Source organism: Testudinibacter sp. P27/CKL/0425, assembly GCF_052931395.1.
This window is the reverse complement of sequence record NZ_CM128801.1, coordinates 2137668-2159245: the sequence shown is the minus strand read 5'-3', so window position 1 is coordinate 2159245 and position 21578 is coordinate 2137668. Positions and strand designations below refer to the sequence as shown.

The 21578-nt window shown below is 50.3% G+C and carries 15 protein-coding genes; 12 read left to right on the top strand and 3 right to left on the bottom strand.

Annotated features, from left to right (window positions below; translation table 11 throughout):
* Positions 1–145 precede the first annotated feature (145 nt).
* The 3 genes from aceE (at position 146) to lpdA (ending at position 6249) form a co-directional block, all read left to right on the top strand.
* A complete protein-coding gene (gene aceE / locus ACUHGC_RS10695) occupies positions 146–2827 on the top strand; it encodes a pyruvate dehydrogenase (acetyl-transferring), homodimeric type (protein ID WP_446833289.1) in 2682 nt (893 codons plus the stop codon).
* A gap of 23 nt (positions 2828–2850) precedes the next feature.
* The gene (aceF, locus tag ACUHGC_RS10690; RefSeq protein WP_446833288.1) at positions 2851–4731 is read left to right on the top strand and encodes a pyruvate dehydrogenase complex dihydrolipoyllysine-residue acetyltransferase; all 1881 of its coding nucleotides are present in this window, start codon (positions 2851–2853) and stop codon (positions 4729–4731) included.
* A 93-nt stretch (positions 4732–4824) separates the two neighbouring features.
* On the top strand, positions 4825–6249 hold the full coding sequence (gene lpdA, locus ACUHGC_RS10685; RefSeq protein ID WP_446833287.1) for a dihydrolipoyl dehydrogenase: 1425 nt from the start codon (positions 4825–4827) through the stop codon (positions 6247–6249).
* Positions 6250–6307: 58 nt separating this feature from the next.
* Here the strand turns inward: lpdA and ACUHGC_RS10680 are convergent, their stop codons facing one another.
* Genes ACUHGC_RS10680 through cysT form a run of 3 tightly spaced genes read right to left on the bottom strand, consistent with a single transcriptional unit; the run spans position 6308 to position 9125 of the window.
* Positions 6308–7375, bottom strand: coding sequence for a sulfate/molybdate ABC transporter ATP-binding protein (locus ACUHGC_RS10680; protein ID WP_446833286.1), 1068 nt, complete (start codon positions 7373–7375; stop codon positions 6308–6310).
* Positions 7376–7395: 20 nt separating this feature from the next.
* Complete coding sequence (cysW, locus tag ACUHGC_RS10675) at positions 7396–8268, bottom strand: sulfate ABC transporter permease subunit CysW (protein WP_446833285.1); 873 nt, start codon at positions 8266–8268, stop codon at positions 7396–7398.
* 23 nt (positions 8269–8291) lie between these two features.
* A complete protein-coding gene (gene cysT / locus ACUHGC_RS10670; RefSeq protein ID WP_446833284.1) occupies positions 8292–9125 on the bottom strand; it encodes a sulfate ABC transporter permease subunit CysT in 834 nt (277 codons plus the stop codon).
* A gap of 257 nt (positions 9126–9382) precedes the next feature.
* On the opposite strand from cysT, the gene ACUHGC_RS10665 reads away from it, so the two are divergent.
* The 9 genes from ACUHGC_RS10665 to ACUHGC_RS10625 all read left to right on the top strand — a co-directional run bounded on the left by ACUHGC_RS10665 (position 9383) and on the right by ACUHGC_RS10625 (position 21568).
* Complete coding sequence (locus ACUHGC_RS10665) at positions 9383–10429, top strand: sulfate ABC transporter substrate-binding protein (RefSeq protein ID WP_446833283.1); 1047 nt, start codon at positions 9383–9385, stop codon at positions 10427–10429.
* A 16-nt stretch (positions 10430–10445) separates the two neighbouring features.
* The gene (gene cysG, locus ACUHGC_RS10660) at positions 10446–11894 is read left to right on the top strand and encodes a siroheme synthase CysG (protein WP_446833282.1); all 1449 of its coding nucleotides are present in this window, start codon (positions 10446–10448) and stop codon (positions 11892–11894) included.
* Positions 11895–11905: 11 nt separating this feature from the next.
* Positions 11906–12634 (top strand): phosphoadenylyl-sulfate reductase, encoded by a 729-nt coding sequence (locus ACUHGC_RS10655; RefSeq protein ID WP_446833281.1) that lies wholly within the window; start codon positions 11906–11908, stop codon positions 12632–12634.
* 29 nt (positions 12635–12663) lie between these two features.
* Positions 12664–13596 carry a sulfate adenylyltransferase subunit CysD gene (gene cysD, locus ACUHGC_RS10650; RefSeq protein ID WP_446833280.1) on the top strand — a complete coding sequence of 311 codons (933 nt, stop codon included), beginning with the start codon at positions 12664–12666 and terminating at the stop codon, positions 13594–13596.
* A 51-nt stretch (positions 13597–13647) separates the two neighbouring features.
* Positions 13648–14946, top strand: a complete 1299-nt coding sequence (locus ACUHGC_RS10645) for a sulfate adenylyltransferase subunit 1 (protein ID WP_446833279.1) — start codon at positions 13648–13650, stop codon at positions 14944–14946.
* 24 nt (positions 14947–14970) lie between these two features.
* Positions 14971–16803: an NADPH-dependent assimilatory sulfite reductase flavoprotein subunit gene (gene cysJ, locus ACUHGC_RS10640; protein WP_446833278.1), complete on the top strand. Its 1833-nt coding sequence runs from the start codon at positions 14971–14973 to the stop codon at positions 16801–16803.
* 18 nt (positions 16804–16821) lie between these two features.
* Positions 16822–18582, top strand: a complete 1761-nt coding sequence (gene cysI, locus ACUHGC_RS10635; protein ID WP_446833277.1) for an assimilatory sulfite reductase (NADPH) hemoprotein subunit — start codon at positions 16822–16824, stop codon at positions 18580–18582.
* Between the two features lie 269 nt (positions 18583–18851).
* Positions 18852–19349 (top strand): TonB-dependent receptor plug domain-containing protein, encoded by a 498-nt coding sequence (locus ACUHGC_RS10630; RefSeq protein ID WP_446833276.1) that lies wholly within the window; start codon positions 18852–18854, stop codon positions 19347–19349.
* The gene (locus ACUHGC_RS10625) at positions 19313–21568 is read left to right on the top strand and encodes a lactoferrin/transferrin family TonB-dependent receptor (protein WP_446833275.1); all 2256 of its coding nucleotides are present in this window, start codon (positions 19313–19315) and stop codon (positions 21566–21568) included. The genes ACUHGC_RS10630 and ACUHGC_RS10625 overlap by 37 nt, the downstream gene beginning before the upstream one ends.
* Positions 21569–21578 lie beyond the last annotated feature (10 nt).

Here is a 21578-nt window from a genome sequence, read left to right as displayed (position 1 = left end):
TTATTACAAATTCTTAAAGAAACAGAGTAAGTTTTAAAATGCCTTTGTTTTTAATAACTTAGTTTTTAAACACTTGCTTGGGATCTGTGGGTTCGGTAGTAGGTATCGAATCTTCGTGTTTTTCATCAACAAAAAGGAAATTACCATGTCCGAAACGGTTAAAAATGACGTGGATGCAGTTGAAACTAATGATTGGCTGTTGGCAATCGATTCTGTAATCCGTGAAGAAGGGGTAGAACGTGCCCAATTTATCATTGAACAAATCATGCAACGAGCCAGAGCAAACAGCGTTTCTCTGCCGAGTGGCATTACAACTGAGTATGTAAATACCATTTCAACCGACGAAGAACCGAACTATCCGGGCAATTTAGATCTGGAACGCCGTATTCGTGGCGCAATCCGCTGGAATGCGATGATGATGGTGTTGCGTGCATCGAAAAAAGATTTGGAATTGGGCGGACACATGGCGTCGTTCCAATCTTCCGCGACCATTTATGAAGTGTGCTTTAACCACTTCTTCAAAGCGGCGACCGAGAAAAACGGCGGCGACTTGGTGTTCTTCCAAGGTCATATTTCTCCGGGAATCTACTCTCGCGCGTTCTTAGAAGGGCGTTTAACCGAGGAACAATTGGATAATTTCCGTCAAGAAGTGCACGGCAAAGGAATTTCCTCTTATCCACATCCAAAATTGATGCCTGAATTCTGGCAGTTCCCGACCGTTTCAATGGGCTTGGGACCAATCAATTCTATTTATCAAGCGCGTTTCTTGAAATATCTGCACAATCGCGGCTTAAAAGACACCGCGGATCAAACCGTTTATGCGTTCTTGGGCGACGGCGAGATGGACGAAGTGGAATCACGCGGTGCGATCTCATTTGCGGCGCGCGAGAAATTGGATAACTTGGTATTTGTTATCAACTGTAACTTACAGCGTTTAGACGGTCCGGTAACCGGCAACGGCAAGATCATTCAAGAATTAGAAGGCTTGTTCACCGGCGCTGGCTGGGAAGTGATCAAAGTGATCTGGGGACGTCGTTGGGATCGTCTGTTACAACGCGACACATCAGGCAAATTGTTGCAACTGATGATGGAAGTGGTTGACGGCGACTACCAAACCTTCAAATCAAAAGACGGTGCGTATGTACGCAAACACTTCTTCGGCCGCTACCCTGAAACCGAAGCACTGGTTGCCGATATGACCGACGATGAAGTTTGGGCGTTGAACCGCGGTGGTCACGATCCGATTAAAGTCTTTGCTGCGTTTAACAAAGCGAAAAAAGTGAAAGACAAACCAGTGGTGCTGTTGGTGAAAACCATTAAAGGCTACGGCATGGGTGAAGCGGCGGAAGGCAAAAACATCGCTCACCAAGTGAAGAAAATGGATATGTCCGGCGTGCGTCACGTTCGCGATCAATTCGCTATCGAATTAAGCGATGAAGAAGTCGAAAAACTGCCATATATCAAGTTTGAGGAAGGTTCGGAAGAGCACAAATACTTGCATCAACAACGTCAAGCGTTGAACGGTTATTTGCCAAAACGCGCACCACGTTTCACGGTTGATCTGCAAGTGCCTGAACTGGAAGAGTTTGCACAATTGTTTGAAGCGCAAGCACGTCCGATTTCAACTACCATGGCATTTGTGCGTTCATTGAACGTGTTGTTGAAAAACAAATCTGTCGGCAAACACATTGTGCCGATTATCGCGGACGAAGCGCGTACCTTTGGTATGGAAGGTTTGTTCCGTCAAATCGGGATCTACAACCCGCACGGTCAAAACTATACGCCACAAGATAGAGAACAAGTCTCTTACTACCGTGAAGCGATCGACGGTCAAGTGTTGCAAGAAGGGATCAACGAACTGGGCGCAACCTCCTCTTGGTTAGCGGCGGCAACCTCTTACAGCACCAACAATATGCCGATGATTCCGTTCTTCGTTTACTACTCCATGTTCGGTTTCCAACGTGTTGGCGACTTAATGTGGGCGGCAGGCGACCAACAAGCACGCGGCTTTATGATCGGCGGAACTTCCGGTCGTACAACGCTGAACGGCGAAGGCTTGCAACACGAAGACGGACACAGCCACATTCAGTCCTTAACCATTCCAAACTGTATCTCTTACGATCCGGCGTTTGCGTATGAAGTAGCGGTGATCATGCAAGACGGGGTGCGTCGTATGTACGGTCCGGAACAAGAGAACGTGTACTACTACATCACCACTTTGAACGAAACTTACGACCAACCGGCAATGCCGAAAGGGGCGGAAGAAGGGATCCGTAAAGGTATCTACAAATTCGAAACCATCACCGGTCAAGGCAAAGGCAAAGGCAAAGGCAAAGGCAAAGTACAGCTGCTGGGTTCCGGCGCGATCCTGCGTTATGTTCGTGAAGCGGCGAAACTGTTGGCTGACGAATACGGCGTGACCTCTGATGTATACAGCGTGACTTCATTCACTGAGGTTGCACGCGAAGGCGCAGATGCGGATCGTTGGAACTTGTTGCACCCAACCGAAAAAGCACGCTTGCCATACATTGCACAAGTGATGAACGATGCACCGGCAATCGCTGCGACAGACTACATGAAACTGTTCGCCGAGCAAGTGCGTCCGTTTATTCCGGCACAAAGCTACCGCGTACTGGGTACCGACGGCTTCGGTCGTTCAGACAGCCGCGAAAATCTGCGTGAGCACTTTGAAGTGAATGCGCAATATGTCGTAGTCGCCGCATTAAGCGAATTAGCGAAACAAGGTGTGGTCGAAACCCAAGTTGTTGCGGATGCGATTAAGAAATATGGCATCGATGCAGACAAAATTAACCCACTGTATGCTTAATTGTTATAGAGAAAGGAAATATCATGTCTAAACAAATTCAAGTACCGGATATTGGTAGCGATGAAGTCACCGTTACCGAAATTATGGTTAGCGTTGGCGACAGCGTTGAGGTTGAACAAAGTTTGATTAACGTGGAGGGCGACAAGGCCTCCATGGAAGTGCCGTCGCCTGAAAAAGGGGTGGTTAAAGAAATTTTGGTGAAAGTAGGCGACAAAGTCTCTACCGGTTCACCGATGATGGTCTTTGAAGGTGCGGCAGCGGCTGCGCCTGAAGCACCAAAAGCGGAAGCTGCTCCAGCAGTGCCAGTGGCAGCCGCAAGTGCGGTCGTTGACGTGGTTGTGCCGGATATCGGCGGCGATGAAGTGAATGTGACCGAAATCATGGTGAGCGTTGGCGACAGCGTGAGCGAAGAGCAATCGCTGTTAACCGTTGAGGGCGATAAAGCCTCAATGGAAGTGCCGGCTCCGTTTGCCGGTGTGGTAAAAGAGATTCTGGTTGTCGCTGGCGATAAAGTGTCGACAGGTTCTTTAATCATGCGCTTTGAAACTGCGGCAAGCGGTGAAAGTGCGGTTGCGGCAGAAGCACCTGCTGCGGCACCGGCGGTCAATACTGCACCGTCAATTGTGGATGTGAACGTGCCGGATATTGGCGGCGATGAAGTGAATGTGACTGAAATCATGGTTGCGGTCGGCGACAAGATTGAAGAAGAGCAATCATTGATCACCGTTGAAGGCGACAAAGCCTCTATGGAAGTGCCTGCACCGTTTGCGGGCGTGTTAAAAGAAATTTTGGTCAAAGCCGGTGATAAAGTTTCCACAGGTTCTTTAATCATGCGCTTTGAAGTGGCGAATGCCGCACCGGCAGCAGCTACAGCTCCTGTTGCTCAAGCCGCTGCACCGGCAGCCGCACCAAAAGCGGAAGCAGCTCCGGCGGCAAGCTCACAACAAGATGTGACAGCAAGTGCGGTATTTGCACACGCCACTCCGGTGGTTCGCCGCTTGGCGCGCGAATTCGGTGTCAATCTGGACAAAGTGAAAGGAACAGGGCGTAAAGGCCGTATCCTGAAAGAAGACGTTCAGGCTTATGTGAAAAACGCAATTAAACTGGTTGAGTCAGGTTCTGTTTCTGCCACAGCAGGTGCAGCACCGGCCGGTGCCGGTTTAGGCTTGTTGCCATGGCCGAAAGTTGACTTCAGCAAATTCGGCGAAGTGGAAGAAGTGGAATTGGGTCGTATCCAAAAAATCTCGGGTGCGAATTTACACCGCAACTGGGTGATGATTCCACACGTAACCCAATGGGACAAAGCCGACATCACCGATTTGGAAGCGTTCCGTAAAGAGCAAAACGTGCTGGCTGAAAAACAAAAACTGGATGTAAAAATCACCCCGTTAGTGTTTATCATGAAAGCGGTGGCGAAAGCATTAGAAGCGTACCCACGTTTCAACAGCTCTATTTCGGAAGATGCACAACGCCTAACCCTGAAAAAATACATCAATATCGGGGTTGCGGTGGATACGCCAAACGGCTTGGTTGTGCCGGTGTTCCGTGATGTGAACAAAAAAGGTATCATCGAATTGTCCCGCGAATTAGCGGAAATCTCGAAAAAAGCCAGAGCGGGTAAATTGACCTCGTCCGATATGCAAGGCGGCTGCTTCACGATTTCCAGCCTTGGCGGAATCGGCGGCACGCACTTCACGCCAATCGTGAACGCACCGGAAGTTGCTATTTTAGGCGTCTCCAAATCCGAAATGACACCGGTTTGGAACGGCAAAGACTTCACACCTCGCTTAATGTTGCCATTGTCATTGTCTTACGATCACCGCGTAATTGACGGTGCCGACGGGGCACGATTTGTCACCTTTATTAACGGTGTCTTATCTGATCTGCGTCGTTTGGTCATGTAATACGTCACGCCGTGCAGTGAGTACTGCGCGGCGAAATAAGATTTAATTCGTGTAAAGTGCGGTTGCGCACTAAACCAACTAAAAGAGGTTATCATGAGTAAAGAGATTAAAACACAAGTCGTGGTATTGGGCGCAGGCCCTGCGGGTTATTCCGCCGCTTTCCGTTGTGCCGATTTAGGTTTGGACACCGTGATTGTCGAGCGCTATTCCACTTTGGGCGGCGTTTGCTTGAACGTGGGTTGTATCCCGTCTAAAGCCTTATTGCACGTTGCCAAAGTGATCGAAGAAGCCAAAGCCTTGGCACAACACGGCATCGTATTCGGCGAGCCGAGCACCGACGTGGAAAAAATCCGCGGCTGGAAAGAGAAAGTTATCAACCAATTAACCGGCGGGTTAGCCGGAATGGCGAAAATGCGTAAAGTGCAGGTCGTCAATGGTTACGGTAAATTCTCAAGTGCCAACTCACTGATCGTTGAGGGTGATGAAGGCGATGTAACGATTAAATTTGACAATGCGATCATCGCCGCAGGTTCACGTCCGATCCAACTGCCGTTTATTCCACATGAGGATCCGCGCATTTGGGATTCAACCGACGCGTTGGAACTGAAAACCGTGCCTGAAAATCTATTGATTATGGGCGGCGGGATCATCGGTTTGGAAATGGGGACGGTTTATCACGCACTGGGTTCAAAAATCGACGTGGTTGAAATGTTCGACCAAGTGATTCCGGCGGCGGATAAAGACATTGTTAAAATTTATACCAAACGCATCAGCGACAAATTCAACTTGTTGTTAGAAACTAAAGTAACGGCGGTGGAAGCGAAAGAAGACGGTATCTATGTTTCAATGGAAGGTAAAGCCGCCAATGAAACCCGCCGTTATGACGCGGTGCTGGTGGCGATCGGACGTACCTCGAACGGCAAATTGATCGACGCCGGTGTGGCGGGCGTTGAAGTGGATGAGCGCGGCTTTATCCGCACCGACAAGCAAATGCGCACCAACGTTGATCACATTTTTGCGATTGGTGATGTGGTCGGTCAACCGATGTTGGCGCACAAAGGCGTGCATGAAGGGCACGTTGCCGCAGAAGTCATTGCCGGTAAAAAACACTATTTCGATCCGAAAGTGATCCCATCTATTGCCTACACTGAACCAGAAGTGGCATGGGTAGGGAAAACCGAGAAAGAGTGTAAAGCCGAAGGCATCAACTATGAAGTGGCAACCTTCCCATGGGCGGCTTCCGGCCGTGCGATTGCCTCTGACTGTTCTGACGGTATGACCAAACTGATTTTCGATAAAGACTCTCACCGCGTAATCGGTGGTGCGATTGTCGGCACCAACGGCGGCGAGCTGTTGGGTGAAATCGGCTTGGCGATCGAAATGGGCTGTGATGCCGAAGATCTGGCTCTGACCATTCACGCGCACCCGACCTTGCATGAGTCAGTCGGCTTGGCGGCGGAAGTGTTTGAAGGCACGATCACCGACTTGCCGAACGCAAAAGCCAAAAAGAAAAAATAAGTTGGCGTTAAGTAAATAATCGAGCCGCTTTGTGCAAACAAAGCGGCTTTTTTGTGCGCTACAGATTCATATTTTGAAACAGATTCAGATTATCCGGAATCAAATATACAGAATCGCCGAGTTGGTAATTTTCACGCAAGAATTGTTCTTTGGTCAGAATTACCTCAATCGGTTGTTGGCTCTGGCTGCTGTGCAATTCGACCCGAGTGAGAAAACCGATGTTGTAAATATGGCGGATTTCACCTTGTGCCAGTGCATTTTCGCTGTGCCGGGACAGGGTTAATTCATACGGGCGCACATAGGCGGTGGCGGCGCCGTTCAGATTAGTGTTGTGCTGAGTTTTGAGCTGGTGGGTAAATTCGCCGATCACCAAAGTATCCTGATCCAGCTGCCCGTGAAAAATGTTATTGCTGCCGACAAATTCCGTGACAAACTCCGTTTGCGGGGCATAGTAGATATTGGATGGAAAATCGACCTGTTCCACCTTGCCTTGATTCACCACCACCACCCGATCCGACACCTCTAACGCTTCCTCTTGATCATGGGTAACAAAAACGGTGGTAATGTTGAGTTCCTGCTGCACGCTGCGCAGCCAACGGCGCAAGGTTTTGCGCACTTGTGCGTCTAAGGCGCCGAACGGTTCGTCCAGCAGCAGAACATCCGGCTTCACCGCTAAAGCACGGGCTAATGCGATCCGTTGCCGTTGTCCGCCGGAAAGTTGATGGGGATAGGCATTGGCAAGATGCTCCAGCTTTACCAGCTTCAACAACTCAAACACCCGTTGCTGCACAGCGGCTTTGTCCAGTCTTTGCGCACGAGGCTGCACCGTTAAGCCAAACGCCACATTATCGAAAATCGTCATATGGCGAAACAGCGCATAGTGCTGAAACACAAAGCCGACTTTGCGCTGCGCCGCCGTCAGGCGGCTGACATCACGCTCGCCGAATAAAATCGTGCCGGAATCGGCAAATTCCAAACCGGCGATAATCCGCAGTAGAGTGGTTTTGCCGCAGCCGCTCGGGCCTAAAAGTGCGGTCAGTTCGCCCTGCTTTAATTCCAGATTAATCGCTTTTAAGGCGGCAAAATCGCCAAATTGTTTATTTAAATTGTGAATGCTAACAGACATAAACCCCTCGTGAAATTCAGTTATGCGCTTTCGCTGCCGGTCAGATAATCGCTTAACGGCTGTGTTTGGCGATGTTTACGGCGTTGGAAATAACCGACCACATTTTGCAGCAATAACGTCAAGATCGCGATCAGTGCCAACAGGCTGGCGCAGGCAAAGGCGGCGGTGAATTGGTATTCGTTGTATAAAATTTCCACGTGCAGCGGAATGGTATTGGTCAGGTTGCGGATATGCCCCGACACCACACTGACCGCCCCAAATTCGCCCATTGCACGGGCATTGGCAAGAATCGCGCCATACAGCAACGGCCATTTGATTTTCGGCAGTGTGACACGCAACAGAATATGCCAAATTGACGCTCCCAAGGTCAGTGCCGCTTGTTCCTCGCTGTTGCCCATTGCTTTCATACTCGGCAGCAACGACTTCACCACCAACGGAAAGGTAACAAACAAGGTTGCCAACACAATGCCCGGCAGGGCGAAGATCACCGTGATGTGATTCGCATCTAACCATGCGCCGAACAAGCCGTTCACCCCGAACAGCAATACAAACATCAAACCGGCAACCACCGGCGACACCGACAGCGGCAGATCAATCAGGGTAGTGAGCAGATGCTTGCCTCTAAAGTCAAAATTGCTTAACAGCCACGCCATCACCAGCCCGAAAAGCAGATTCAGCGGCAAACAAATGGCCGCAACGAGCAAACTGAGTTTTATTGCATTTAACGCTTCGGTTTGTTGCAACGAATCGACAAACACCGTCCAACCCGACGACAACGCCTGATAAAAAATGGCCAACAACGGCACAATTAACAATACGCTCAGAAAGGCTAGGCTGATGGCAATCAACAGCCAACGCAACCAACGGGCTTCTTGATATTGGGAATGGATCATCTTGCACCTCTTATCTGCTAACGCTATTTACTGACATAGTGGCGGCTGAGATACCACTGCCACAGATTGATCAGCAACAGCAGTAAAAACGAGATTAACAGCATCAGAAAAGCCACCGCCGATGCGCCTTGCATATCATAAATATCCAATTTCGACATAATGATCAGCGGCGCAATTTCCGACACCAGCGGAATATTGCCGGCGATAAAAATCACCGAACCATATTCTCCCAACGAGCGAGCCAGCCCCATGCCGCCACCGCCGATCATCGCCGGATACAATGCCGGCAGAATCACGCGGCGAAAAATGGTTAAACGGTTTGCGCCGAGCGTGGTTGCCGCTTCTTCAAAAGCACTGTCCAATTCACTCAACACCGGTTGCACCGCACGCACAATAAACGGAAAGCTGACAAAAATCAGCGCAACCGCAATGCCGAGCGGGGTGAAAGCAATTTGAATCCCAAACGGCGCGAACCACTGCCCGAATAGCCCGTTGGGCGCATATAGCGTGGCGAGCACGATGCCGGCGACCGCTGTCGGCAGGGCAAACGGCAGATCGATCAGCGCATTCACCACCGCTTTACCCTTAAATTCATAACGCACCAACACCCAAGCGATCAGCGTGCCGAACAGCAAATTAATCAAGGTGGCAAGAAATGCCATTTTGAATGACAGCCAAAGAGAGGCGATCACCCGTTGATTGCCGATAGTCTGCCAAAAGCTGTGCCAATCCAATTGCAGGGTGGTCAGTAATAACATCAGAAACGGCAACACCACCATGCCGCCAATCCAAAACAGGCTCAATCCCAAGCTGGCTTTGAAGCCGGGCAAAACCACTCTTGAATATAAGATCTTCATTTCCTTGCACCTATAACCTGATTTTCTCAACTGACTGGCAGCCACTATGTCTGAGGAAAAGCCGAGAAGCAAAGAACATAAAGTTCTCACTTATTTCAATATGGAATAAAAGACGGATAAAACCGCACTTTTGGTTCTTATAGTCTGAAAGCGACTAATTTATAACTTTTTATTATTTTTGGGCATAGAGGAATTCTTTTATAACTTATAGCCAGACGAAAAACAGGCATATTGCCGACAAGTGCGCTGAGGGCGAGATGAAAAAAATCAGACGGGAGAGAAAATCATGGCGATTCGGGCGAGTGAGCTTGGCGTTGGCGGCAAGTGCGGTCAGCCTGAATGCGCTGGGCGACAGCACGATTTTACTGGCGTCATACGATGTGATTCGGGATTACTACAAACAGTACACACCGCTCTACACCGCCGATTATCAACAGCAACAGCATGAAAAATTGACCATTGCGCAATCGTTCGGCAGTGCCAGCAAACAGGCGATTGCGGTGCGTAACGGCTTGCCTGCCGATGTGGTGACGCTCAATCAACAAAACGACATTGATCTGCTGGCGGAAAGCGGCTTGGTGGCGAAAGACTGGCAGCAGCAATATCCGAATCAGGCGATCCCGTTTAACAGCGTGACCGTGTTTTTGGTGCGCAAGGGCAACCCGAAACAGATTACAGACTGGGACGATTTAGCCGCAGAAAACATCAGCGTGGTATTTGCCAACCCGAAAACTTCCGGCAACGGACGCTATGCTTATTTATCGGCTTTCGGCTATGCCAAACGTCATTACCCGAACGAAGCGGCACAACAAGATTTTATGCAGCGGCTGCTAAACAATATTCCGGTGTTTGATGCCGGTGCCAGAGCCGCCAGTATCACCTTCACCCAACGCATGATCGGCGATGTGTTGGTTACGCCGGAAAACGAAGCCGGTTTGGCGGCGCACGCATTGGGAGCCGATCAGTTTGAAGTGGTGTATCCGAGCTATAGCGCCAGTGTCGATGTGTTCGTGGCAGAAGTGCAACGCAACACCGAACGCCACCAAAACCGCCGTGTTGCGCAGGATTTTATCGCTTCATTATGGCAAGAAACGGCGCAGCGGGTGGCGGCAGAAAATTATTTTCGCCCGCTTGATCCGAGCGTCCGAGCAGAATACCAAGTGCGGTTTCCGAGTTTGGAAACGTTTAACGTTAATCAGCTGTTCGGTGATTGGGCAACGATTAACCGTCAACATTTTGCCGACGGCGGTTTGTTTGATCAGCTGTATTTAGGGAATCGGCTTTCAAGTAGCAAAACAGAATAAATAAGGTGGCAGCAATATGAAATATTTACCGATTTTTGTCGATTTACAACAACGACCGGTGTTGGTGGTCGGCGGTGGTCATGTGGCACTGCGCAAGATTGAAGCGTTATTGAAAGTCGGCGCACGGGTCAGGATCGTGGCGGAACAGTTTCACCCGACACTGCAACAATGGCAGCAGCAACAGCGGATCGAATGGCTGGCACCGCATTTTTCTGCCGAACAGTTGCAAGCGGTCTATCTGGTGATTGCCGCTACCGATGACAACGCCTTAAATCATCAGGTGTTTCTGGCGGCGGAGGCACAGCAGCGTTTAGTGAATGTGGTCGATGATCAGCCGCATTGCAGCTATATTTTTCCGTCAATTATCGATCGCAGCCCGATTCAAATTGCGATCTCCAGCGGTGGCACAGCGCCGGTGTTGGCACGGTTATTGCGTGAAAAATTGGAAGCATGGTTGCCGAAAAATCTCGGCGTGATGGCGGAGATTTCAGGGCGCTGGCGCAGCCGAGTCAAAGTGCGGTTTGCACAGCTGACCCAACGCCGCCGCTTTTGGGAAAAACTGTTTAGCGATCCTACTTTCCAACGTTTAAGCGAAAACCAACAGCCCGAGCAGGCAGAACAGTTTTTGCAGCAACAGCTTCGCCAACCAAACCCGATTGTCGGCGAGGTTGCCTTAGTCGGTGCAGGTCCGGGGGATGCGGGGCTGCTGACCCTGAAAGGCTTACAAACCATTCAACAAGCCGATGTGGTGCTGTATGACGCGTTGGTTTCCGAGCAAGTGTTGGAATTGGTGCGGCGTGATGCGGATAAAGTGTTTGTCGGCAAACGTGCCGGCAAGCACAGCGTAGCGCAAGCAGACACCAACCAACTGCTGCTGGATTATGCCAAACAAGGCAAACGGGTGGTGCGGCTGAAAGGCGGTGATCCGTTCGTGTTCGGACGAGGTGGCGAGGAGTTGGAGGTGCTGAAGCAAGCAGGCGTGCCGTTTTCGGTCGTACCGGGGATCACCGCTGCATTAGGCGCAACGGCATACGCCGGTATTCCGCTGACCCACCGTGATTATGCGCAAACGGCGATGTTTATCACCGGACACTGTCAGCCCGACGGCAAAACGCTGCGTTGGCAAACTTTGGCGCAGGGCAATCAAACGTTAGTGGTGTATATGGGCACGATTAAAGCCGCAGAATTGAGCCGCCAATTGCAAGCGCACGGGCGCAGTGCTGACACGCCGGTGGCGGTGATCAGCCACGGCACATTGCCGCAACAGCAGGTGCGAACAGGCAAATTAAGCGAACTGGCAACCTTAGCGGAACAGGCCGAAAAACCGGCATTGATTGTAATTGGCGAAGTGGTGGCGTTGCAACCGCACTTGCGTTGGTTTGGCGAACAGGCGGTGAGTGAAACCGTGCAATTTGTGCCGACACTCGATAGTCGCAACCCTGAATATTTGGCGCAAGTGGCGTAACAGGAGGAACGATGTTTAAACCGAGCTTATGGCAAATTCCACAGATTGAAAGTGCGGTGCAACAGCAGTCGGCACGGCGAGCCGACACGTTATGTCAACGGCTTGAGCAGATTGCCGAACAGCATAACAAGGTCAAATTCGCCAGCAGTTTAGCGGTGGAAGACATGGTGATCACCGACATGATCGTCAAAAGTGCGGTCAAGATCGAGGTATTCACCTTAGAAACAGGGCGTTTGCATTCGGAAACCTTAGCATTAATGGCGCAAATCGAACAGCTTTATCCGAGCCTGCATTTGCAGCGTTACGCTCCGCAAGCGCAGTCGGTGCAGCGCTATGTGGCGCAGTTTGGCAACAATGCGTTTTATGACAGCGTCGAGTTGCGCAAACAGTGCTGTTTTATCCGCAAAGTCGAGCCGCTGAATCGGGCATTGCAACAGGCTGACGCTTGGCTGAGCGGACAACGGCGTGAACAATCGGTAACCCGCAGCGAACTGGCGTTTTTTGAACAGGATTCACAACGCAATATCGCCAAATACAACCCGATTTTCGACTGGTCGGAGCAGGACGTGTGGGCATACATCTTAACCCACAATGTTCCGTTTAACGCCCTGTATCGTCAAGGTTATCCCAGCATCGGCTGCGAGCCCTGCACCCGTGCGGTTAAGGCGGAGGAAGACATTCGTGCCGGTCGCTGGTGGTGGGAAGCCCGCCAAAGCCGCGAGTGCGGTTTACACAAATAATATCGAATATTCACCGGAGGAGAGAAAAGATGACAGAGAGAGCGGCACAACAGTTACAAGACGGGCACCTGGATTGGTTAGAAGCGGAGTCGATCCACATTATTCGTGAAGTGGTCGCCGAATGTGAAAAGCCGGCACTGCTGTTTTCAGGCGGCAAAGATTCGGTGGTGCTGTTGGCATTGGCTTGCAAAGCCTTTCAGTTGGAAGGGAGAGAGTTGAACCTGCCGTTTCCGCTGGTGCATATCGACACCGGACACAACTATCCCGAAGTGATCGCCTTTCGTGATCAACTGGTGGCGAAATTAAACGCCCGTTTGGTGGTCGGCCATGTGGAGGATTCAATCCGCAAAGGCACGGTGGTGCTGCGCAAAGCCACCGATTCCCGCAATGCGGCGCAAGCGGTAACGCTGTTGGAAACCATTGAACAGCACGGCTTCAGCGCCTTAATGGGAGGTGCTCGGCGAGATGAAGAAAAAGCCCGCGCCAAAGAGCGGATCTTTTCATTCCGTGATGAGTTCGGACAGTGGGATCCGAAAGCGCAGCGTCCGGAGTTGTGGTCGCTGTATAACGCCAAATTGCACAAAGGCGAAAATATGCGGGTGTTCCCGATTTCCAACTGGACGGAATTGGATATCTGGCAATACATCGCACGGGAAAAATTGGCATTGCCGTCGATTTACTACGCTCACCAACGTGAAGTGGTGCGTAAAAAGGGCTTGTTAGTGCCGGTAACCCCGATCACGCCGAAAGCGGCAGACGAAACCAGTGAGCTGCTATCGGTGCGTTTTCGCACCGTCGGCGACATCAGCTGCACCTGTCCGGTTGCCAGCCATGCGGCGACCGCACTTGAGATTATTCAAGAAACTGCGGTGGTTGAAATTTCCGAGCGCAGTGCCACGCGTCTGGACGATCAAGTCAGCGAAGCGGCAATGGAGCAACGCAAAAAACAGGGCTATTTTTAAGTTTAATGGCAGACAACCGATAAAAATCGCAGCACAAGATAAGGAAAATGTATGAGTAAGTTAACCCAACACGCCCCCCTGCGCTTTATCACCGCAGGCAGCGTTGACGACGGCAAAAGCACCCTGATCGGACGTTTATTGTATGACAGCAAAGCGTTGTTAAGCGATCAGCTGCTGAGTTTGGATAAATCGAAAAACAGTAGTGAAGTGATCGACTTTTCGATCCTCACTGACGGCTTGGAAGCCGAACGTGAGCAGGGCATCACCATTGATGTGGCGTACCGTTATTTTTCAACCGCGAAACGTAAATTCATTATCGCCGACACACCGGGACATGAGCAATACACCCGCAATATGGTAACCGGCGCTTCGACCGCCAATGCGGCGGTGGTGCTGGTTGATGCTTCACAGTTGGATTTCAGCCAAAATCCGTTGAGCCTGCTGCCGCAGACCAAACGCCATTCGGCAATTTTGAAGCATTTGAATTGCCGACACATCTTGGTGGCGGTGAATAAAATGGATCTGCTTCAGTTTGAACAGGCAAAATTTGACGCCATTTGCAGCGCATACCGCACTTTGGCGCAACAACTGGGGCTGACGGAACAGCAGATTCATTTTGTGCCGGTTTCGGCATTGCAGGGCGACAACATCGTACATAAAAGCGACAACACCCCGTGGTATCAGGGCGAACCGTTGCTCAGTATTTTAGAGGCGTTGCCGAGCGAAGCGCAATCAGCGGCAGAGCGCAGCGATTTTCATTTTCCGGTGCAGCTGGTGCTGCGACAAGACAGCGACAAACAAGATGATTTTCGGGGTTATCAAGGGCGAATTGAGGCAGGCAGCGTTGAAGTCGGCGATCAAGTGCGGATCGAACCGAACGGACGCAGCAGCCGGGTGAGTGAAATTTTTAACCCGAACGGCAGAACGCAGCGTGCGCAAGTCGGCGAACAGGTTACGATTCGGCTGGCGGACGATATCGATATTTCACGCGGCGACACTTTGCTGGCGCAGGATTCTGCGATTCAGCCGAGCAAACAGATCAAAGCGACCTTGTGCTGGTTTGATCAACGTCCGCTGAATTTAGCGCGCAAATATCTGCTCAAACACAGCACGCAAACGGTGTTTGCCAAAGTCAACCAAGTCGATCATGTGCTAGACGTGCACACCTTAAGCAAAGTAACCGAATCCCATGCGTTGCAGATGAATGATTTGGGCGAAGTGGTGATCACCTTACAAAAGCCGATTTGTTGCACCGATTATCAGCAAAATATCGCCACCGGTTCGTTTATTTTGATTGATGAAGCCACCTACCACACGGTAGCGGCGGGCATGATTTTAGCGGTTGCATAATGAAACGGGTGGGGATTTAAAACGATGAGTACAGAACAGCACCATAACTTGCCGCTGCCGTCGGAATTGTTGACGACACTGGCAACTTTTGAACCGCTACAGCTGGCGTGGCTGTCGGGCTATTGTTGGAGTGAAGCGCAGCAGCGTAGCAAAGCTCAAAACGGGCAAGTGCCAATTGAGCAACCAATCAGCGGGATTGCCGCAAGTGTGCAAACCGCACTTCAACCGCTGAGCGTGACGATTATTTCCGCTTCGCAAACCGGCAACGCCCGCAAAGTGGCGGAGCAGTTGAAAAGCCGGTTAGCCGCAACCGCACTTAAGGTGAAGTTATTTGCGGCGGCGGACTATAAACCGAAAAATCTGGCGAATGAGCGGCTTGTGCTGTTGGTTACCTCAACCCAAGGCGACGGCGAGCCGCCGGAGGAAGCGATCAGCCTGCATAAATACCTGTTCGGCAAAAAAGCGGCGCAATTGCCACAAACCGAATTTGCGGTGTTGGGTTTGGGCGACAGCTCCTACCCGGATTTCTGTCAGGCGGCGAAAGATTTTGATCGTAAATTTGCCGAACTGGGGGCGCAGCGTTTGCTGGAGCGGCAGGATTGCGATTTGGATTATCAAACCACCGCCGAGGCTTGGATTGAACGGATTGTCGAATGTCTGCAAGCGAAAGCGTCTGCCGTGCCAAGTGCGGTTGTGCCGCCGAGTGCAGCAGCGGTTTCAACAGAGGTTTCGAGAACTGTTTCACGTTACAACAAACAAAATCCGTTCACCGCCAGTTTAGCGGTGCGGCAAAAAATCACCGCACGCAATGCGGAAAAAGACGTGCGCCATCTGGAAATTGATTTAAGCGGTTCGGATCTGCACTATCAGCCAGGCGATGCGTTGGGTGTGTGGTTTAACAATGATCCCGATTTGATCGAGGAAATCTTGCAAGCGGTTTCCCTCAGCGGCGATGAGCAAGTGCGGTTGAACGAGCAAACGTTCAGCATTCGGCAGGCGTTGATCGAACAGTTGGACATCACACAAAACACACCGCACTTTGTCAAAGGTTATGCCGATTTTGTCGGCAACCAAACTCTGTCTGCCCACTGCGCAACGGCGGCAGCGATTCAAGATTATATTCAAACCACCCCGATTATCGGCGTGCTGCAAGCCTATCCGTTTGCTTTGAGTGCCGAGCAATTGCTGGGGCTATTGCGTCCGCTGACCCCACGACTGTATTCGATTGCCTCGGCGGCGGATGAAGTGGGCGATGAGGTGCACGTTACCGTTGGCGTGGTGCGCTATCAGCACGACGGCAAAATTCGCAGCGGCGGCGCATCAAGCTATCTGGCGGATCGCTTGCCGGAAGACGGCGAAGTGCGGGTCTTTATCGAACATAACGACAATTTCCGCCTGCCGCAAGACAACGACACGCCGATTATTATGATCGGTTCGGGAACCGGTATTGCACCATTTCGAGCATTTGTGCAGCAGCGGGCGGCAGAGCAGGCGAGCGGTAAAAACTGGCTGATTTTCGGCAATCAGCACTTCACCGATGATTTCCTGTACCAAACCGAATGGCAGGCTTTCGCCAAAGAGGGCTATCTGCATCGTTATCATTTTGCATGGTCGCGTGATCAGGCGGAGAAAATCTATGTGCAGCACAAAATCCGTGAGCAGGCGCAAGCTGTCTGGCAGTGGCTGCAACAGGGGGCGCATATTTATGTATGCGGCGATGCCTCGAAAATGGCAAAAGATGTCGAACAGGCATTGCTAGAGGTGATCGCCCAGCAAGGTGAATTAAGTGCGGAACAGGCAGACGACTATCTGGACGAACTGCGCCAAGCCAAACGTTATCAACGTGATGTGTATTAAGTTTAAACGGAGTGAAATATGAGCGATAAAAAAACCGAATGGAAAGCCAACCCGTTGGCAGACAATGAACGGCTGAAAGGCGAGAGTGATTATTTGCACGGCACGATTGCCGATGATTTGAACGAACAATTGACCGGCGGCTTTGTGAAAGACAATTTCCAGCTGATCCGCTTTCACGGAATGTATGAGCAGGACGACCGTGATATTCGAGCCGAGCGACTGGAGCAAAAACTGGAGCCGAATAAAAACGTGATGTTGCGCTGTCGTTTGCCGGGTGGAATTATTGCGCCGAAACAGTGGCTGGGGATTGATCAGTTTGCCAGCGAACACACCAACTACGGCAGTATCCGCCTGACCAACCGCCAAACTTTTCAGTTTCACGGCGTGTTGAAACACAATATCAAACCGATGCACCAGTGGCTGCACCATTTGGGGCTGGATTCGATCGCCACCGCAGGCGATGTGAACCGCAACGTATTGTGCACGTCTAATCCGGTGGAAAGCGATCTGCACCGAGAAGCCTATGAATGGGCGAAAAAAATCTCCGAACACCTGTTGCCGAAAACCACCGCTTATGCCGATATTTGGTTAGACGGCGAAAAAGTGTTCACCACCGAATTGTCGCAGCCGTTGCTGAAAGAGTCGAGCGACAAAACCGAACCGGTGTTGGGAAAAAACTATCTGCCACGCAAATTTAAAACCACGGTGGTGATTCCGCCGCACAACGATGTGGATTTGCACGCCAACGATCTGAACTTTGTGGCGATTGGCGAAAACGGCAAATTGGTCGGTTTCAATGTATTGGTCGGCGGCGGCTTGTCGATGGAACACGGCAACCACAAAACCTACCCGAACACCGCCCGAGAGCTGGGCTTTATCGGCTTAGATCATGTGTTAGCCTGTGCCGAAGCAGTAGTGACCACCCAACGTGATTGGGGCAACCGCAGCGATCGCAAAAATGCGAAATTGCGTTACACCATTGAACGGGTCGGCATGGCGACTTTCGTGCAGGAAATTGAAAGCCGAATCGGCGTGAAATTAGAACCGATTCGCCCATATCACTTCACCGAGCGGGGCGACCGCATCGGCTGGGTTCAAGGCGAAGATAAAAAATGGCACTTAACCCTGTTTATTGAAAACGGACGCCTACTGGATTTTCCGAATCGTCCGTTAAAGAGCGGTATGCGAGAAATTGCCAAAATCCACAAAGGCGATTTCCGCCTGACGGCAAATCAGAATTTGATCGTTGCCGGGGTTTCCACCCGTGATAAAGCGAAAATTGAAAAAATCGCACGCGAGTATAAATTGATTGACGACAGCGTAACGCCGCAGCGGGAAAACAGCATGGCGTGCGTTTCCTTGCCGACCTGCCCGCTGGCAATGGCGGAAGCCGAGCGTTTCCTACCGCACTTTATCGATCAGATTGACGGCTTAATGCAAAAACACGGCGTGCAACACGAACATATCGTGCTGCGTGTAACCGGCTGCCCGAACGGTTGCGGGCGGGCGATGTTGGCGGAAATCGGTTTAGTCGGGAAAGCGATCGGACGCTACAACCTGCACGTCGGCGGCAACCTGCAAGGCACTCGCATTCCGCGCTTGTTTAAAGAAAATATCACCGAAGCAGAAATTCTCACGATTCTTGACGATTGGATTGGCGACTGGGCGCAACACCGCCAGCCGCATGAAAGCTTCGGCGATTTCGCCATTCGCACTGGCATCACCCAACCGGTCGTCAATGCAGCGATTGATTTTTGGGATGTGAGTAAAGTGGCGTAATCAAACCGCCTATTTGCCTCTCTCTTCGCAAGCGGGGAGAGAGAATTCTAAATGGACGGTACAATTTGTTGTATCGGGTAAGATTCGTCTCTTTTTTTAAAAATTGTTATCCTGTTTCTTTTATTTGACCCTCATCACAAAATCCAAACTTTCTAGATTGACCCCCTCAAAATAACCTGTTGTAGTCTACTGCCCACTGGCGCAAATGATAACAATTATCATTTGTAAATTATTATAAAACTAATCTCTCAATAATATTAGGCATTACAATGAAAAAGACAGCGAATCCCCGCTTTCGAGTTAATCTCTTAAGCAAACTCATCACCTATGCACTGTTTGGCAGCGTTGCCGTATCACTCGCTTATGCTGAGGAGAAGCTTGATGAAATCCAAGTGGTTGGTAAAAACAGCGGCGAGAGCAGTAAAGCGCAGCGTAGTTTAACCACCACCGTCAAGACCGCAGAGCAGCTCAAAAAAGAACAAGTTGCCGATATTCGCGAATTAACGCGCTATGATCCGGGCATCTCAGTCAATGAGCAAGGCACCGGCGCATCAGCCGGTTATTCGATTCGCGGGGTGGATCGTGATCGGGTGGCGATTACCGTTGACGGCATTCCGCAGTCACAAAACTATGCGCCGAGTTCTGATTATGCCGAACGTTTTAGCGGCGCAAAAATGAAATCGAATTTGAAAATATTAAGAGCGTTGAAATCAGCCAAGGGGCAAACTCGGTGCTGTCCGGCAGCGGCGCGCTCGGCGGCGCGGTAATTTTCACCTCAAAAGATCCGGATGATGTGATTAAACCGGGGCAAAATTACGGCTTAGATATTACTAATCGTTACAGTAGCAAAGACGATCGCTGGAGCAAATCATTCGCGGCGGCAGGGCGCGCTGGCGGTTTTTCGGCGTTGTTGCAATACACACGTCGCGACGGACATGAAATTAAAGCGCATAAAGACACCCCAAACCAAACGTTGTGGCGGATGTTTCCGACCGAATATCAGTATGATGATTTGCGCGCTGGTGGCTGGAATGCAGTGCGCCCGAGCCATTTTCCACAACATGAAAATTGTAGTAGCGACAGCCAATTGCCTTGGCGCTGTTTTGACAAGGTTAACCTTGCACCTAATGATGTGTATGGCGAAACCCGGAATGCTGCCGATCCAATGAATTACCGTTCTGATTCGTGGTACGGCAAAGTGCAATACGAGATCACGCCGTCACACAAAATTGGGTTTTTGTTTGAAGATACCAAACAGCTGCGAGAAATCGAAAAGCGTTCTTACTCATGGGCAAATGGCAGGAGTGTGAGAAGGGCGTTTTATCATAATCTTGATGAAGCGAACACCAACTGGAACCACGCTTATCCATATTATGCCTTATTTCCACGCTATGATTTCGTCGATCACGATCACAGCAAAAAACGCATCGGTGTATTTTATGAATACCAAGCCGCCGAGAAAAATCCGTTTCTTGATAAATTGAAAGTGGAATTGGATCACGATCGCACGATTGTTGCCTCACGTTATACGTTGTCTCGTTGTACTTTAGTCGGCGAAAAGCCAAATCGTGACTGCTCTATTTTTGACTATAAAGGCGAATTAATCACCGACAGCTATGATGTCAACGGAATCGGGCATAACAACCATATTGAATTTCAAAAATGGCGACAAACCCAAACCGCACTTGATGAAACTTATGATCGTCTGCGGCTCACCGCTCAGAAATCTTGGAACTATTTCGGGATCAAACACGATCTGGATTTGGTTGCCGGAATTGGACGCTCTAAATTTGATCTCAGCGAGCTGTATCTCCAAAAAGGCTATCTCCGTCCTTGGTCTGTCCGTGAGTCGAAAACCTTGCCGAATATTCAATTCCAACCGGTAGTGGATACCGATACACAGTCGCCGAATAACTATCCGATTTATGGTAAATCTTATTATGTCGGTATGAGCCACAATTTGGCGGTGGGGCGCTATCTCGATCTGATCGGCGGTTTGCGCTATGACGGACATAAATTTGATTCTCAACTGCCGTATTTTAAAAATGATAAATACGACAGTATTTCTTGGGCATTAGGCGCTAGCCTGAATCTGAGCGACCATTTTTCAGTGCATTACAAATCAAGCACAGGGTTCCGTATTCCTAATGCGCAAGAAATGTATGGCAGTGATTTCTTACGCGAACGCGAACGGAATTTAAAGCAAGCATTGGGGCGTGAAAAAATCAAAAAAGAAGAAGCCTTGAACCACGAAATCGGCTTTGATTTACACGGCAACGTAGGTTATTTAACCGTGAATGTTTTCCGCACGGATTATAAAAACTTTATCACTGTGAGAAGCAAAAAAGTCACGGATGTGCTTAATTATCCAATGACGGTTTCTTACACCGGCAACCAAACCGAAGCCTTTTCCGAAGGTTTCAATATCCGCGGGATGATTGATTTCCATGAATTGTGGGATGTGATCCCTGCCGGTTTCAGCGGCAATGCGGCTTATAGCAAAGTGCGTCCACGCAAAATGGGTAAAATTTCCGGCGATAGATCCAACTGGCAAGAGGAAAGTTTCGCCATGGACACCTTACAGCCGGCAAAAACGGTGCTAGGTTTGGACTACGATGCGCCAAACGGAAAATGGGGGCTTGGCGTGCGCTTCACCCGTTCCGATGCGAAAAAAGTCAGCGAGTTAAGACGCGTGCTGCCGAATATCGATATTCGTGGCTCACGCGAATTAAATATCGTGCCGAAGGTCAGCAAATCTTGGTACACCTGGGATGTAAACGGCTATGTGGAATTACACAAAAATGTGATTTTGCGTGGCGGCGTATACAACCTAACTAATGCCAAATACATCACTTGGGAATCGTTGCGTCAATTGGGTAAACCGGGTATTTCCACCGCAGACGCCACCTTCGCACACGGCTTGGGCTACGATCGCTTAACTGCGCCGGGACGCAATTTTGCTGTTAGCCTAGAAATGAAATTTTAATCCATAATCG